Origin of the sequence: Streptomyces sp. N50 (assembly GCF_033335955.1) — a bacterium.
Classification (GTDB): domain Bacteria; phylum Actinomycetota; class Actinomycetes; order Streptomycetales; family Streptomycetaceae; genus Streptomyces.
Genome location: NZ_CP137549.1, coordinates 1,849,259 through 1,864,812 on the forward strand (window position 1 = coordinate 1,849,259; position 15,554 = coordinate 1,864,812).

Below are 15,554 nucleotides of genomic sequence, written 5' to 3' on the forward strand. Positions count from 1 at the left end.
GTGTCGTTCGTTCACGAGCCATGACAGCTATGACCCCAGGCTCGAACATCCCTCTTCCGGTCTCCCGGGTGGCCGTGGATGTCGCCGCCCCCGTGCGGCTCGACGTGTCGAGCCTGCTGCTCACCGGCGACGGCAAGGTGCGCTCGGACGACGACTTCATCTTCTACAACCAGCCGAACGGCCCGGGTGTGACGTACCGCTCCGGCGGCGGTACGTCCCCGGACGCGATCACGGTCGACACGGCCGCGGTGCCGCCCGGGATCGAGAAGATCGTCGTCACGGCGAGCCCCGACGCCGCGGGGCAGACCTTCCAGGGCATCGAGCCGACGGCGACGATCCGCAACGCGGAGGACGGCTCGGTGCTGGCCACCTTCACGCCTCCTCAACTGGGCGCCGAGACGGCCCTGGTGGTCGTCGAGATCTACCTGCGCAACGGCGTCTGGAAGGCCCGCGCGGTCGGCCAGGGCTATGCGAACGGCCTGGCGGGCATCGCCACGGACTTCGGCGTCTCGGTGGAGGAACCGGCGGCGGCTCCGGCGGCACCGGTCGCCCCACCCGCTCCCACGGTGCAGACCCCGGTGGCACCCCCGGCGCCCGCCGCTCCCCCGGCCCCGCCCGCCGCACCCCCGCTCGGCGCCGGAAAGATCAACCTCGACAAGGGCCGCGTCAGCCTCCAGAAGAACCAGACGGTGTCCCTGGTCAAGGGCGGCCGCCCGCTCCTCTCCCAGGTCAAGATGGGCCTCGGCTGGGAGCCCGCGTACAGAGGCAAGGACATCGACCTGGACGCCTCGGTCATCGCCTACGGCCCGCAGCGCAACCACATCGACAGCTGCTACTTCGGCAAGCTCTCGATCCTGAACGGCGCGATCAAGCACTCCGGCGACAACCTCACGGGCGAGGGCGGCGGTGACGACGAGGTGATCGTCGTCGACCTCGGCCGCATCCCCCAGGAGGTCACCGGCCTGGTCTTCACGGTCAACTCCTTCTCCGGCCAGAAGTTCACCGAGGTCGCCAAGGCCTACTGCCGTCTCCTGGACGCCGCGACCGGCGAGGAACTGGTCCGCTTCGACCTCACCAACGCCGAGTCCCAGACCGGCGTGATGATGGCCAAGCTGGTCAAGCAGTTCTCCGGCGAGTGGGACATGACCGCGATGGGCGACTTCGTGAAGTCCCGCACGGTGCGGGGCATGGTGAAGCCGGCCGCCCAGGCGCTCTGACCACCCCACACAGTCCTACGACCGCTGCGGGCGCCCCTGAACAAGGGGCGCCCGGCGTTCAGTTCACTCCCCTTGGGTGGCTGCCGGCCGCAACCCGTCCGTCAGCAGGGACAGATAGCGGCGGATGTACTTCCCCTGCCCGTTCGCCAACTCCGAGGCCGTCGACACTCCGTGGGCCAGCCGCAGGACCTCGATCGGCTCGATGTCCTGACGCAGGGTGCCCTCCCGCTGCGCCGCCTCGACCAGCCGCCGCGCCGCGCTCTTCATATGCGTGGCGCAGGCCGTGAGGGCGAGATTGCCGCCGTCCGTGACGGCCGAGCCCAACAGGGCCTTCATTCCGCGTACTTGGATCGTGCCGACGCACACCTCGTACAGCCACTCGGCCAGCGCCTCGCCCGGGGGCAGCTCCTTCGCGAGTTCGTCGGCGCGGGTCCCGAGCGCCTCGATCCGGTCGACGTAGGCCGCCTCAAGCAGCGCCTGCCGGGTCGGGAAGTGCCGGTACAGGGTGCCTGACCCGACGCCCGCGCGCTTGGCGATGTCGTCCAGGGACGCGTTCTCCCCGTGCTCGGCGAAGGACTCCGCCGCGACCTTCAGCAGTCGGTCGTAGTTGCGCCGGGCGTCCGCACGCATGGGTCTGACCTGCGCCATCCAGATACTCCTTGCGAACCGGGGACTGTCTCCGTATCTTACCGAGTACTAAACGGAGACAGTCCCCGCTTATCTTCGCGGGCAGTCCGTGCTGCCCGCACGTCTTTCACACGGGGACGCCAGACCGGGAGAACTCCATGTCCACCCCGTCCGCACCGTCCGCCACCGCCGATCCTCTCTCCGCACCACCCGGGCCCGCCAGGCTCGGCACCGTCCTCTTCGTCATCGTGACCGCGTATCTGATGGTCGGCGTCGACTCCACCGTCGTCAACGTCGCGCTGCCCGACATCCAGAAGGACCTCGACTTCAGCCCCACCGGCCTGTCCTGGGTCCTCAACGCCTACACGCTCGCCTTCGGCGGGCTGCTTCTGTTGGGCAGCCGGGTCGGAGACATCGTGGGCCGCCGCCGTACGCTCACGATCGGCGTCCTGCTCTTCGCGACCTCCTCCCTGCTCGGCGGAATCGCCGGCGACAGCGCCTGGCTGCTCGCGGCCCGCGCGCTGCAAGGCGTGGGCGCCGCGCTCATCGCGCCCAACACCCTCGCCCTGATCACCACCAACTTCCCGGAGGGCCCGCGCCGTCACCACGCACTCGGCATCTACACCTCCATGGCCGGCATCGGAGGGTCGATAGGCCTGGTCGTCGGCGGCATGCTCACCTCCTGGGCGTCCTGGCGCTGGTCGCTGCTGATCAACGTGCCGATCGGCGCCGCGGTGGCCCTCGCACTCCCCCGCTTCGTCGGCGAGACCCCGCGCCACGCGGGCCGGTTCGACGCGGCGGGCGCGCTCACCGGCACCGCCGGGATGACCTCGATGGTGTACGCGTTCATCCGGGTCTCGTCGGACGGATGGGGCGACACGCAGGCGCAGTTGGGGTTCAGTTTCGCGGTGGCCCTGCTCGCGGGCTTCACCTTGGTCGAGTCCCGCGCCGCCCAGCCCATCATGCCGCTGCGCCTGTTCGCCGACCGCAACCGCGCGGGCGGCTACGCCGGCGTCCTGCTGCTGCCGGCGGGCATGTTCGGCGCGTTCTACTTCCTCACCCTGATCAGCCAACGGGTCCTGGACTACAGCCCGTTGCGCACGGGCTTCGCCTTTCTGCCGATCACCCTGGCGATCTTCACGGTGGTCCGCTTCGTACCGCGCCTGCTGGCCCGCTTCGGCGCCAAGCCGGTGCTGCTCACCGGCATGGCCCTGCTCGCCACCTCGGCGGGGTGGCTCTCACAACTACGCCCCGGCGACGGCTACTTGACCGGTCTCCTCGGCCCGCTCGTCCTGATGGGCGTGGGCGTCGGCCTCAGCTTCATGCCCCTCAACGTGACGATCCTCGCGGGCATCGAGCCCCGTGAGGCGGGCGCCGCGTCGGGCCTCCTGCAGACCCTTCAGTGGCTGGGCGGCACCCTCGGACTGTCCATCCTGGTCACGGTGTTCGGCACGGCGACCCGGCATGCGACCGGGTCACCGTCCGAGATCCTCGTCCACGGCTCGGCCCGCGCGTTCGGCGTCGGAGCCCTGATCGCCCTGACCGCGCTGCTGGTGTCGGCGTTCGTGATCACCGGCAGGAAACCCGAACGGGCCGAGGGCGCCCGGGAGTCGGCCTAGAACAGCGCGCTGTACGCGTTCAGCGCGGGCTGGCCGCCGAGGTGGGCGTAGAGCACCGTGGAGTCGGCGGCGATCTCGCCCCGGGCGACGAGATCGATCATCCCGGCCATCGACTTGCCCTCGTACACGGGGTCGGTGACCATCCCCTCGGTGCGGGCGGCGAGGCGCATCGCCTCCAGGGTGGTCTCGTCCGGGATGCCGTAGATGCCGGCGTGGTAGCGGTCGTCGAGCTCGACGTCGTCCAGGGTCAACTCGCGCTTGACGCCTATCAGTTGGGCGGTGCCTTGCGCGATACGGGCCACCTGCTCCCGGGTCTCGGCGGGCTTCGCCGACGCGTCGATGCCGAGCACCCGGCGCTCGCGCCCGCCCGCCTCCTCGATCGCCCGGAACCCGGCGACCATGCCCGCCTGGGTGGAGCCGGTCACCGAGCACACCACGACGGTGTCGAAGAAGACGCCCAACTCCCGCTCCTGCTCGGCGACTTCGTGGGCCCAGTTGGCGAAGCCGAGGCCGCCGAGCGGGTGGTCGGAGGCGCCGGCCGGGATGGCGTACGGCTTGCCGCCGCTCTCCTCGACCTCCCGCAGCGCCTGCTCCCAGCTCTCCTTGAAGCCGATGCCGAACCCGGCCTTCACCAGGCGTACGTCCGCTCCGGCGAGGCGGCTGATCAGGATGTTGCCGACCTTGTCGTAGACGGAGTCGGGCCACTCCACCCAACTCTCCTGGATCAGCACGCACTTGAGCCCGGCGCGGGCGGCGCAGGCCGCGACCTGGCGGGTGTGGTTGGACTGCACGCCGCCGATCGAGACGAGGGTGTCGCAGCCCTTCGCGAGGGCGTCGGCGACGAGGTACTCCAGCTTGCGGGTCTTGTTGCCGCCGTACGCGACACCGGAGTTGCAGTCCTCGCGCTTGGCCCACATCGAGGCGCCGCCGAGGTGGGCGGTGAGGCGCTCCAGCGGGTGGACGGGCGAGGGGCCGAAGAGGAGGGGGTAACGGTCGTACGAGGAAAGGGACATGAGACCTCCAGGGTCAGTCGGCGTCGGTCAGGTCCGCGAGGGTGTGCCAGATGTCGGCCGTGACGCGGACCGCACCGTCCGTGTCACCGTCCGCGCAGGCCTCGATCAGCCGCTCGTGCAGCCCGGCCGAACGGCAGGAGCCGCCCTCGCCGAAGCGTCGTCGCTCCAGTCGGCGGATGAGCGGGGTGTAGCGGGCGACGGTGGCGGCGGCGGCGCGATTGCCGCTCACCCGCACCAGGACGTCGTGGAGTTCGTCGTCGGCGCGCAGGGCCGCGTCCACGTCACCGGCGTGCACGGCGGCGGCGAACCGGTCGTTGGCCGCGCGCATGACGTCAACGTCCGTGTCGCGCAAGAGAGGTACGGCGACCCGGGTCACCAACTCGTGCATGGCCCCGACGACGGCGGCGGCGTCCCGCACCTCGGCGGCGACGACCGGCGTCACCCGGGTATAGCTCTGCGGCTTGCTCTCCAGCAGCCCCTCCTCCACCAGCCGCGAGAACGCCTCCCGCACCGGCGCCCGCGACAGCCCGAGCCGCTCGGCGAGATCGGCGTCCCGCACCACCGCCCCGGGCTCGATGTCACCGGCGACGATGGCGTCGCGGATCGCTTCGTAGGCGCGGTCGCGGAGGAGAGTGCGCGGGACGGGCCGTAGGGCGTTCATGAACTGAAATGTTAGATGTCAATCCTCCGCCGGGCAAGGGTGTGCCCGCGTGGACAAGGGTGTGCCCGCGTGGACAAGGGTGTGGCCCGCACTCCCCGTGAAAGTGCGGGCCACTTCTTGCCGCTCAGGCCGCCCAGGGCCAGTCCGCGTCCCGGGCCGACTCCAGCAGCGGCACCATCCGGAAGGCCGCGTCCGAGAGGCCGCCGAAGGTGTGCCGGTTGGCCTTGCCGGACGGGCCGTGGCCTGCCCGGTACCCGGCGAGGTTCCAGGTGTAGACCGGCACATGGGCCGGTACCTGCTCGGTCGGGTCGCCGTAGTGGCTGTACGAAGCCTGCTCGTCGGTGATGATCAGCACCCGGTCCTGGCCCCGGTAGTGCGAGCGGACCGCCGAGGTGGTGTCGGTGCCGCCCAGGTCGCCGAAGCGGCCCAGGACCCTGAGCACCGACTCGCCCGCGCCGAGGTCCAGGCGCTTGCTGGTCGTGCCGAACTCGACGAGGTCCGCGTCCGCCGCCCGCAGCGCGAGCGCCGTGCCGAAGATCGCCGCCGCGTCGGCCCGGTTGAGCTCCGAACGGTCGGACAGCCGCGAGTAGAACATCGAACCCGAGCGGTCCACGAGCACCAGCGTGCGGCCCGGCAGCGCGGGCACGTTGGCCAGCGAGTGGCCGAGCGCCTGCTCCAGCGGGTACGACCAGCGCAGCGAGGGCGCGTGCTGGTACGCGGCGAGGTACCGGAACGGGAACTGCCGCGAGCGCGCGACCTCCGCCGGGTCGCTGATCTTCGCCGCGACCCGGGCCGCGACCTCGTCACAGACCCCGGCCTCGTCGAAGTTGCGCAGGTTCCGGACGAGCGCCATCGAACCCATGGACGGAATGACCGCCTCCCACGCAGCCTTGTCCATCGGGCCCTGGAGCCACCCGGCCAGCGCCTCCCACGTCATCCCGGCCGCCGCGAGCCGCTCGGCACCGTCGGCCGCCGTGACGACCGCGCGCCGCCGCGCGACCGGCAGCGCCATCAACTCGCGGTGCGCGGTGAGGACTTGGTTCGACGCGGGCGGTACGGCGGTGTCCGGGTGGTGCCGGCGGTCCAGTGCGTACTGGAACAGCTCGCCCTGCCACGCCTTGTCCGGGTCCGGCGCCGCGTGCACCAGGTTCAGGATGTCGCCGAAGCGGTAGCCCTTGGACGCCGTGTCGTACTTCAGCAGGGACTTGCCGTTGTAGAGCCGCTGTACGGCGTCGGCGACACCGCGCTTGACCGGCTTCGGGATGTTGCGGCCGTAGCGCGCGGTCCAGTACGCGAGCAGTTCGCCGGGCTCGTCCGGGCGCCGGAGCACGGAGTCGACGACCTGCCGGTTCGAGGGGCCGTCGGTGGCGCCGGCGTCGAGGCGGGCCTTCACGTACTCGGCGGCGCCGACGACGGCGGCCGTACGGAGGTTGCCCTCGCCGCGCAGCCAGCCGAGGAGACCGGCCGTCCAGGCCGGGTCGGTGACGGCGAGCTCGCGCACGAGGGTCGCGAAGCGGTCGTCGCGGTCGGCGCCGGACTCGTAAAAGGTCTGCTGGGAAACGAAGTTGGCGACCGCGAGCAGGAAAAGCTCGGAGCGCGCGTCTCGCTCACTGCCTCGGCCGCCCTGGTAGGTGCGGAGCACTCGGCCCGTGGAGGTGACTCGCGAAGTGGGCTGGGTCTTCGCCGCCTTGGTGTTGAAACGCGTCATGGTGAATTCCCCCGAATTCATTGGTACTTCGGAGGAAGACGCAGCGAAAGGTGGATGCCCGAGATCAGAGAGCGGCGACGGACTTGTCAGATGCTCTACCCAATTGAGCTACACCGACCCGAAGTCGATGACGGGACTTGAACCCGCAACCGTCTGGTCCAATGAAGTAACCGTTGCCTGCGCACCGGGCACCCACCATGAGCTGCGCCTCCCGAGATCAAAAACGGCTGCGGTGTCTTTTTCGATTGCAACGAAGTAACCGCGGCCTGCGCACCGGGAGGTGCGTGCTGTTGTGATCTCAGAGTAGGAGGCGCAGCTCTGGAAGGGCCAACCAATTAAACGGGTGCGGGAGTTCAGCCGCGCTTCTGCCGCTTCCAGGGACCGGTGATCGCCAGCATGATCCCCGGCGTCTGGATGTTCGCGTACAGGGTCTTGCCGTCGGGTGAGAAGGTCACGCCGGTGAACTCGCTGTACTCCGGCTTCTCTTGGGTGCCGATGTTGAGTTCGTTGCGGGCGATCGGGTATGTGCGGCCCGAGTCGGTCGCGCCGAACAGGTGCTGGACGCCCTCGCCGTCCTCGGCGATGACGAGGCCGCCGTAGGGAGAGACCGTGATGTTGTCGGGGCCGTCGAACGCGCCGTCCACGGACGGGTCGGGGTTGACGCCGATCAGGACCTTGAGGGTGAGGGTGCGGCGCTTGGGGTCGTAGAACCAGACGGCGCCGTCGTGCTGGACGGGGCTCTCCGTGCGGGCGAACGAGGAGACGATGTACGTGCCGCCGTCACCCCACCACATGCCCTCCAGCTTGCGGGCGCGGGTGACCTCGCCGGCGGCGAACTGCTTGCGGACGGAGGTCGTCTTGGCGTCGCGGTCGGGAACGTCGACCCAGTCGACGCCGTACACCGTGCCGATCTTCGTGGCGCGGGAGAGGTCGTCGATGAACTTGCCGCCGGAGTCGAAGCACTTGAAGGCCTGGAGGACGCCCGCGTCGTCGGCGAGGGTGCGGAGCTTGCCGCGGCCGTGGTGGAAGTGCTCGGGCGGGGTCCAGCGGTAGAGGAGGCCGTTCGGGTTCGAGGCGTCCTCGGTGAGGTAGAGGTGGCCGCGCTTGGGGTCGACCACCACGGCCTCGTGGGCGTAGCGGCCAAGTGCCTTGATCGGCTTGGGGCTTCGGTTGGCCCGGCGGTCGACCGGGTCGACCTCGAAGACGTAACCGTGGTCCTTGGTGAAGCCGTTGGTGCCGGCCTTGTCCTCGGTCTCCTCGCAGGTGAGCCAGGTGTCCCAAGGGGTGTTGCCGCCCGCGCAGTTGGTGGCGGTGCCGGCGATGCCGACCCACTCGGCGACGTGGTCGCGGCGGACCTCGACGACCGTGCAGCCGCCGGCCGCGGCGGGGTCGTAGACGAGGCCCTCGGTGAGCGGGACCGGGTGGGGCCACTGGGCGCGGGGGCCGGCCAGCTCGTGGTTGTTGACGAGGAGGGTGGCGCCGCGCGGGCCGTCGAAGGTGGACGTGCCGTCGTGGTTCGAGGGGGTGAACTCGCCCGATTCCAGCTTGGTCCTGCCGCTGTACGTGATGACGCGGTATTTGAAGCCGGCGGGCAGGGCGAGGAGGCCGTCCGGGTCGGCGACCAGCGGGCCGTAGCCGACGCCGGTGTGCCCGTGTCCGTGGTCGTGTCCGTAGTCCGCCGCCGACTCGGTGTCGGAGTCGGTGGCGGCGAGGGCGTTGGGCGCGGTGGCGAGGGCGCCGACGCTGCCCGCCAGCGCGACCCCGGCACCGGTCATCGCGGACTTGGCGGTGAAATCCCTGCGGGTGAGCGACATGCGTGTCTCCTGTGACGGTGGGTGTGCCGTGGAGGGTGGCGGACCTCGGTCGGCGCCACGCTTCCGCCCATGTCTGAACACGAGTTGAACACCGGACGACTTCGCCGGGCCCTCTTCCATGAATCCGTAAGAGATCACCCACGAAGCCGTATGCGCTCACCCATGGAACTCAAAAGTCCCGCCGGGTGGATCGGGTCAACTCCCTTGCTGGGAACGCGCCTTGAAGGCCGCCTTCCTGGCTTCCTTCGCGATCCGCTTGTCCGGGTGCAGCCGGCCCATCGCCTCCAGGACGTCCGCGGTCGCCGGGTGGTCGACCCGCCAGGCCGCCGCGAAGAATCCGTTGTGCTGCTGGGCCAGGCCCTCGACCAGGGCCTGCAGCTCCTCGGAGTTGCCCTCCGCGGCGAGCTGCGCGGCGACCGTGTCGACGGTCAGCCAGAACACCAGGTCCTCGGAGGGCGCGGGGACGTCGCTCGCGCCGCGTTCGCTGAGCCAGACCCGGGCGAGGCCGCCCAGTTCGGGGTCGTCCAGCACCGCGCGCAGTGCGGGCTCGGCCTCCGCGCCGACGAGCGAGAGCGCCTGCTGGCAGAGCAGCCGGCGCAGGGGCGCACCGGCGTCCCCGCCGCGGGCGGCCGACAGCAACTCCCGTGCCGCGTCGAGGGGTTCACGCCCGGCCAGCCACTGCTCGATCTCGGCCTGCGCCGCCCGCTGCGGGAACCCGGACGTCCCGTCCAGCAGCGCGTCCGCGCCCTTGTCCGCGAGATCTCCTACGGCGGGGGCGGCGAAGCCTGCTTCGAGGAGGCGGGCGCGCAGGCCGTAGAGGCCGAGGGGGGTGAGGCGCACCATGCCGTAGCGGGTGACGTCGGTCTCGTCGACGGACGCGGAGGGGCCGTCCGCCGGCTCGTCGGGGTCGGCCATCAGGGCCTCGTCGACGGGCTGGTACTCGACGATGCCGACCGGTTCGAGGAGCCGGAACTGGTCGTCGAGGCGCATCATCGCGTCGGAGACCTGCTCCAGGACGTCGTTGGTGGGCTCGCCCATGTCGCTGGGCACGATCATCGAGGCGGCCAGCGCGGGCAGCGGGACGGGGTTGTCGCCGGGTCCCTCCTCGTTGACGGTCAGCAGGTACAGATTTCCGAGGACGCCGTCGAGGAACTCGGCCTCCGCCTCGGGGTCCCAGTCGAGTGACGAGAAATCGACCTCGCCGCCGTCGTCCATGGCGTCGACAAGACCGTCCAGATCGGGCACGCTCGCGTCCGCGAGGAGGGTGTCGAGGGCGCCGAGCCACACCGTGAGCACGTCGCCGGGCGAGCCGGAGGTGAGCAGCGCGAGCTCCTCGCCCGCCGTCACGGTGCCCTCCTCCTCGTCGACGACCTCGACGAGCCCGGTGTCCACGGCGACCCGCCAGGCCTCGCTGGCGTCGGCCGCGGCGTCGTCGCCGGTGAGTCCGAGGAGCTCGGCCGCGGCGGGCAGCTGCTCGTCGACGAGGCTGCCACCGGCGTCGATCCGGGTGTCGGGGCCGGCCCAGCGGGCGAGCCGTGCGGCCCGGGCGAGCAGGGGGGTGGACAGCGCGTCGCGCGCCAGCTCCGCTTCGGAGTGCAGCCGCACCGGCGGCAAGGGGGAGCTGTCTGACATCGGTGGGTTCTCCTAGGGCGCCTCGAAGGCCGTACGACGGCCGTACACGACACACGACTCAGCCGCTCAGCCTAGACGGATTTCGACCCATGCCGCCCGGTTCATGTTCCGGCCACGAGGAGTACATGGCTGAAACCTTGACAACTGGGCGGCCCCGCAATGAGATTGACGCGCGTAGAAATGTCATGGACACCCGGTCCAGGTAATGTCTACGCGCGTCGCCACCGCCCCACCGGTTCGCGGCTCCCACCGCCGTATCACCTGTTGTCACCTGTTCCATCACCCTCGTCCCGGCACTCATGCATGTCCCCGGAGGGATCCCGTTGCCGAGCAAGTCCTCCGCGCGCCTTGCCGCGCTGACCGTCGCCGCCGTCTGCTCCATGGCGTCCACGGTCGTTCTCACCTCGCCCGCCCACGCCGACGGCGTGCGCATCCATGACATCCAGGGCACGACCCGGGTGTCCCCGTACGCCGGCCAGAAGGTCGCGGACGTACCGGGCATCGTCACGGGCGTCCGTACGTACGGCTCGTCCAAGGGGTTCTGGTTCCAGGACGCGACCCCGGACGACAACCCGGCCACGAGCGAGGGCGTCTTCGTCTTCACCAGCTCCACGCCGAAGGTCGCCGTCGGCGACTCGGTCACCGTCTCCGGCACGGTCTCCGAGTACGTCCCGGGCGGTGCCTCCACGGGCAACCAGTCGCTGACCGAGATCACCAAGCCGACGGTCACCGTCGTCTCCAGCGGCAACGCCGTACCGGCCGCCACGGTGATCAGCGACCGCTCCGTGCCGAGCCGGTACACCCCGGCCGGCGACACCGCCGCGAGCAACTCGGTCAACGCGCTGACGCTGCAGCCGAAGAAGTACGCCCTGGACTACTACGAGTCCCTTGAGGGCATGAACGTCCAGGTCTCGAACGCCCGCGTGGTCACCGCGACCGACCCGTACGCGGAGCTGTGGGTCACGGTGAAGCCGCACGAGAACGCCACCAAGCGCGGCGGCACGGTCTACGGCTCCTACGACTCGCAGAACGGCGGCCGCCTCCAGATCCAGTCCCTGGGCGCGACGGCGGACTTCCCGGTCGTCAACGTCGGCGACAAGCTGACCGGCACCACGGACGGCCCGCTGGACTTCAACCAGTACGGCGGCTACACCCTCGTCGCGAACGAGATCGGCGCCGTGAAGAGCGCCGGCCTCAAGCGCGAGACGACGAAGAAGCAGTCGAAGAGCCAGCTCGCGGTGGCGACGTACAACGTCGAGAACCTCGACCCGTCGGACGGCACCTTCGCCGCGCACGCCTCGGCGATCGTGAACAACCTGCAGTCCCCCGACATCGTGTCCCTGGAGGAGATCCAGGACAACAACGGTGCGACGGACGACGGCACGGTCGACGCTAGCGTCACGGTCAACAAGCTGATCGACGCGATCGTCGCGGCGGGCGGCCCGAAGTACGACTGGCGCTCGATCAACCCGGTCAACGACCAGGACGGCGGCGAGCCCGGCGGCAACATCCGCCAGGTGTTCCTGTTCAACCCGGAGCGGGTCTCCTTCACCGACCGCGCGGGCGGCGACTCGACGACGGCCGTCGGTGTCACCAAGGTGCACGGCAAGGCGCAACTCACCGCGTCCCCGGGCCGAATCGACCCCGCCAACGCGGCCTGGAGCGCGAGCCGCAAGCCGCTCGCGGGCGAGTTCGTCTTCAAGGGCAAGACGGTCTTCGTGATCGCCAACCACCTGATCTCCAAGGGCGGCGACCAGCCCCTGACCGCGCAGTACCAGCCGGTCACCCGCAGCTCGGAGACCCAGCGCCACGCGCAGGCGACGGCCGTCAACGCCTTCGTCAAGGAGATCCTCGCCGCGCAGAAGGACGCGGACGTCATCGCGCTCGGCGACATGAACGACTTCGAGTTCTCCGACACCGCGAAGATCCTCGAAGGCAAGGGCGAGCTGTACTCGGCGATCAAGTCCCTGCCGAAGAACGAGCGTTACACGTACGACTACCAGGGCAACGAGCAGGTCCTGGACCAGATCCTGATCAGCCCGTCGGTCCGCAAGGACTGCTTCGAGTACGACAGCGTCCACATCAACTCGGAGTTCAACGACCAGATCAGCGACCACGACCCGCAGGTGCTGCGCTTCCAGCCGTAGCACCTGCGGGGAGCCACGGGGGGCTCACGGGGGGGTGGACGGGGTCTCGCCGACTTGCACCAGGTCAGGCGAAGACCCCGTCCAGCCAGTTCTGCCAGGCGAGTTCGTTCGCCTTGGCGTCGGCGCCCGGCGCGAAGTCGTGGACGCTGACGCCGACCGGGGCGCCCCACTGGTTGCGCCCGAAGAAGCGGATCAGCGCGCTGTCGGTGCGCAGTCCGATGAAGTACGGGTCGCGGAAGTCCAGTACGGCGTCCAGGAGTTGGCCCTCGGGCCCGCGCGCCCGCACCCTCGCCCCCTCGGCGGTGTCGTCCGCGAGGCCGAGCGCCCGGGCGGCAACTTCCAGCGCGTCGGGGGCGATTGAGGCATCGGGTCCGTTGAGCGTGGCGAAGGCGACGGCCCGGCCCGCGAAGTGGGTGACGTACTCCCGCAGGGTGTGCAGGTAGAACGCGTTGTGCTTGCTCGCGCCGTCGTACTGGTTGTCCCAGTCGTCGGTGAAGATGCCGCTGTGCACGTACCGCACCCAGGCGCGCCGGCCGCCGTCGCGGGGCTCGATGGTCTCGTCGATCTGGTTGAGGCTCTGGGTCGGGAAACCGACGTCCTCGGTGCGGGCGGTGAGCCGGTGCGGCGGGTCGAAGTTCGTGAGGGTGGACCCGAAGGGCCCGACGCGGTTCTCGCCGTCGTACTCCATCGGCCACAGCCAGCCGCCGGTGCCGTCGGTGACGGCCGCCCACACCTCCTCCGGAGTGGCGTCGACCTCAAACTCGTAGACGATCTCGAATTCCTTGGACATGGCTTACTCCTGAGTCCTACTGGTCCAACTCCGGTACGGGGTGCGGCTGTTCCTTCACCGTGGGGTGGACGGCGACGACGATCCGGTGGTCGCGGCCCTCCTCGGCCTCCCCCGCGTCATATTTGCGGATGAGGGCGCTCACCCCGGCGGTCAACTCCTGGATGAACGCGGCCCGGTCGGCGGCGGACGCGAAGCGCACCTCGCCGTCCAGCGCGTAGGTCGCGAGCCGCTTGTGCGCCTTGGTCGCGCCGGTGATCAGCGAACCGACGTCCCGCACCAGGCGGGCGCCGAGCGCCAGCAGCCAGCGCGCGGAGAGCTGGTCGCGGAACCGGTCCGGGTCCGGCTGCACGGCGGCGAGCGCGAGCGGCGAGATGACGTACGACGCGGCGGTCGCCCGCATCACCCGCTCGGTGACATTGCCCTTGCGCCGCTCGCCGTCCAGCTCGACCAGGCCGTGCCGCTCCAGCGCCTTGAGGTGGTAGTTCACCTTCTGCCGGGGCAGTCCGACCTTGCCGGCCAGCATGGTGGCCGACGCGGGTCCGGCCGCCAGTTCGGCGAGCAGCCGGGCCCTTATGGGGTCCAGCGAGACGGCTGCGGCCTCGGGGTCCTCGATCACGGTGACGTCCAGCATGCGTCCACCGTCTCACCGAACACTTTTTTTGTCCAGGCGGGTGGGATTGTCGGCGACGACCGGGACGCCTGGGCGCCGGGGACGAGTCAGCCGGGTACGAGGCCGAGCGCGTGGTCGTAGCGGCTGACCGTGGTGCTCTTCAGGCCCGGCCAGGTCTGGACGCGTTGCCAGGGTGCGGTGGCGGAGCCGATGCCGTCGCCGGGGGCAGCGAGGGCGTCCAGGTGGGACTGGGCGCTGTCCCACTCGGCGTAGTTGAGGACGCGGGTGCCGTCGGTGGAGGGGTGGAAGTGGGCGGAGATGCCGCCGGGGTGGGGTGCGGGTTCGTTCGCCAGAGCCTCGAACACGGCGTCCACCCAGGCGTGTTGGCGGTCGGGATCGGGGCCCTCGAACTCGATGTCCACGATCACGACGCAACCGGGGATACGGCCGCCCCGGTCGGCCGGTCCGCCGCTGCGGTAGTGGCGGTAGCGGCCGAGGCCGAGGCGCTCGATGCGCGGTACGGCGGTGTCGATCTCGTCGACGCGCTCCTGGCGGTGGGTCTTGACGAAGGTCTCGTACGCCGGCTCGCTCGTCCACTGTGAGTAGTGCAGCAGGGTGGAGGCGTCGTGGCCGGTGTAGACGTGGTAGCCGAGGAGGTCGTCGGCGGGCCAGGGACGACGCTCCCAGGCAGCCGCGATCGCCTCGACGGACTGCCGTTGGCGCAGCGGGGTTCCTACCCGCCAGGTGCTGAAGAAGGGGGCGCCGACGCGGGGGTCCGCGAGGTCGGGGTGGGAGTCGGTCCGGCGGGTGGCGGTCATGCGGGCCTCCGGTGATCGGTACGGGTGTGTGTACCGACCAGCCTTCAACCTCGACCGAACTTGAGGTCAAGGCCCGCCCTACTTCTGCGCCCCACCCTCCTCCAACTGCGCCAACCGGCTCTGGAACCAGTCGAGCCGGGCCTGCAACAGGGCCGCCTCCGCCACGAGTTCGGGCACGCCGAGCCCTTCGGGAAGTCCGGGGTCGACGGTCTCCACGAGGTCACCGCCCGCCACCACCCGCAGCCCGTCCCCAGCCAGCCGGGCGAACCCGGCGAGCGAGACGGACGTACGACCGCGGACGCAGCCCGCGCAGGCGGCGGCCAGGGCGCGCCAACCGGGCCTGCCCCAACCGGCGTCGGCGAGCGCGACGGCCCGGGCACCGCAGGCGCAGGGGCCCACGGTGGCGGTGCGGACGCGCTGGCGGGCGTAGCGGAAGCCGAGTTCGAAGCGGATGTAGGTGCCGAGCACGGTGATGTCGAGGAGGACCGCCGCGCGGTGCTCGGCGGTGCACAACAGGGCCTCCGCGGCTGCCCGTTCGTGCACACAGTGGAAGCCGCAGTCGCAGAGCCGCGCGGGCGAACGGTGCCGTCGGCCGTAGACGCAGGACGCGTCGGCCAGGACTCCGTACGGCAGCGCGCCGCCCAGCGACACACCGGTGAACCCGGCCCGGGTGCCGTCCTGGGACAGCACCGGGTGGGCGATCTTGAATCCGGTCGGCGGCTCCGTCGGACGTTCCTCGGGGAGCCGCAGCCTCATCGGGCGACCGGAACCTCTTCGGGTGCCTTCTCCTCGGCGAACTCCGCGGCCGTCTCGGGGAGTTCGAGTTCTTCCTCGTGGATCTGCGGCCGCTCCTCGGCGACTCCGGTGGCCAGTGCCTTGCCGAGCTTCATGACGCCTC

The 15,554-nt window shown here is 70.5% G+C and carries 14 protein-coding genes; 3 read left to right on the plus strand and 11 right to left on the minus strand.

Translation table 11 applies throughout. The features are described from left to right. Window positions 1–29: 29 nt before the first annotated feature. A complete protein-coding gene (locus R2B38_RS07900; RefSeq protein ID WP_318015577.1) occupies window positions 30–1,217 on the plus strand; it encodes a TerD family protein in 1,188 nt (395 codons plus the stop codon). A gap of 63 nt (window positions 1,218–1,280) precedes the next feature. On the opposite strand, the gene R2B38_RS07905 is transcribed toward R2B38_RS07900, so the two are convergent. Next, window positions 1,281–1,865, minus strand: coding sequence for a helix-turn-helix domain-containing protein (locus tag R2B38_RS07905; protein ID WP_318015578.1), 585 nt, complete (start codon window positions 1,863–1,865; stop codon window positions 1,281–1,283). 137 nt (window positions 1,866–2,002) lie between these two features. On the opposite strand from R2B38_RS07905, the gene R2B38_RS07910 reads away from it, so the two are divergent. Beyond that, entirely contained in the window at window positions 2,003–3,463 is a 1,461-nt protein-coding gene (locus tag R2B38_RS07910; protein ID WP_318015579.1) for an MFS transporter, read from the plus strand. Here R2B38_RS07910 and R2B38_RS07915 read toward each other — a convergent pair. From R2B38_RS07915 to R2B38_RS07935, 5 genes are all read right to left on the minus strand, one after another. After that, the gene (locus R2B38_RS07915; RefSeq protein ID WP_318015580.1) at window positions 3,460–4,476 is read right to left on the minus strand and encodes a 1-aminocyclopropane-1-carboxylate deaminase; all 1,017 of its coding nucleotides are present in this window, start codon (window positions 4,474–4,476) and stop codon (window positions 3,460–3,462) included. The genes R2B38_RS07910 and R2B38_RS07915 overlap by 4 nt on opposite strands. A gap of 13 nt (window positions 4,477–4,489) precedes the next feature. Continuing rightward, window positions 4,490–5,137 (minus strand): GntR family transcriptional regulator, encoded by a 648-nt coding sequence (locus R2B38_RS07920; RefSeq protein ID WP_033283157.1) that lies wholly within the window; start codon window positions 5,135–5,137, stop codon window positions 4,490–4,492. Window positions 5,138–5,261: 124 nt separating this feature from the next. After that, entirely contained in the window at window positions 5,262–6,845 is a 1,584-nt protein-coding gene (locus tag R2B38_RS07925) for a TROVE domain-containing protein (RefSeq protein ID WP_318015581.1), read from the minus strand. 353 nt (window positions 6,846–7,198) lie between these two features. Further along, the gene (locus R2B38_RS07930) at window positions 7,199–8,659 is read right to left on the minus strand and encodes an alkaline phosphatase PhoX (protein WP_318015582.1); all 1,461 of its coding nucleotides are present in this window, start codon (window positions 8,657–8,659) and stop codon (window positions 7,199–7,201) included. Between the two features lie 195 nt (window positions 8,660–8,854). Next, on the minus strand, window positions 8,855–10,291 hold the full coding sequence (locus R2B38_RS07935; protein WP_318015583.1) for a hypothetical protein: 1,437 nt from the start codon (window positions 10,289–10,291) through the stop codon (window positions 8,855–8,857). Between the two features lie 323 nt (window positions 10,292–10,614). Between R2B38_RS07935 and R2B38_RS07940 the strand changes: the two genes are divergently transcribed. Beyond that, entirely contained in the window at window positions 10,615–12,438 is a 1,824-nt protein-coding gene (locus R2B38_RS07940) for an endonuclease/exonuclease/phosphatase family protein (RefSeq protein ID WP_318015584.1), read from the plus strand. 64 nt (window positions 12,439–12,502) lie between these two features. Here the strand turns inward: R2B38_RS07940 and R2B38_RS07945 are convergent, their stop codons facing one another. The 5 genes from R2B38_RS07945 to R2B38_RS07965 all read right to left on the minus strand — a co-directional run bounded on the left by R2B38_RS07945 (window position 12,503) and on the right by R2B38_RS07965 (window position 15,546). Next, window positions 12,503–13,228, minus strand: coding sequence for an SRPBCC domain-containing protein (locus R2B38_RS07945; RefSeq protein WP_318015585.1), 726 nt, complete (start codon window positions 13,226–13,228; stop codon window positions 12,503–12,505). Window positions 13,229–13,244: 16 nt separating this feature from the next. Next, on the minus strand, window positions 13,245–13,859 hold the full coding sequence (locus tag R2B38_RS07950; protein WP_318015586.1) for a winged helix-turn-helix domain-containing protein: 615 nt from the start codon (window positions 13,857–13,859) through the stop codon (window positions 13,245–13,247). 86 nt (window positions 13,860–13,945) lie between these two features. Continuing rightward, window positions 13,946–14,656, minus strand: coding sequence for an antibiotic biosynthesis monooxygenase (locus R2B38_RS07955; RefSeq protein ID WP_318015587.1), 711 nt, complete (start codon window positions 14,654–14,656; stop codon window positions 13,946–13,948). Window positions 14,657–14,734: 78 nt separating this feature from the next. Beyond that, complete coding sequence (locus tag R2B38_RS07960; RefSeq protein ID WP_318015588.1) at window positions 14,735–15,412, minus strand: hypothetical protein; 678 nt, start codon at window positions 15,410–15,412, stop codon at window positions 14,735–14,737. Next, entirely contained in the window at window positions 15,409–15,546 is a 138-nt protein-coding gene (locus tag R2B38_RS07965; protein ID WP_318015589.1) for a hypothetical protein, read from the minus strand. Before R2B38_RS07965 ends, R2B38_RS07960 begins: the two co-directional genes overlap by 4 nt. Between the last annotated feature and the right edge of the window lie 8 nt (window positions 15,547–15,554).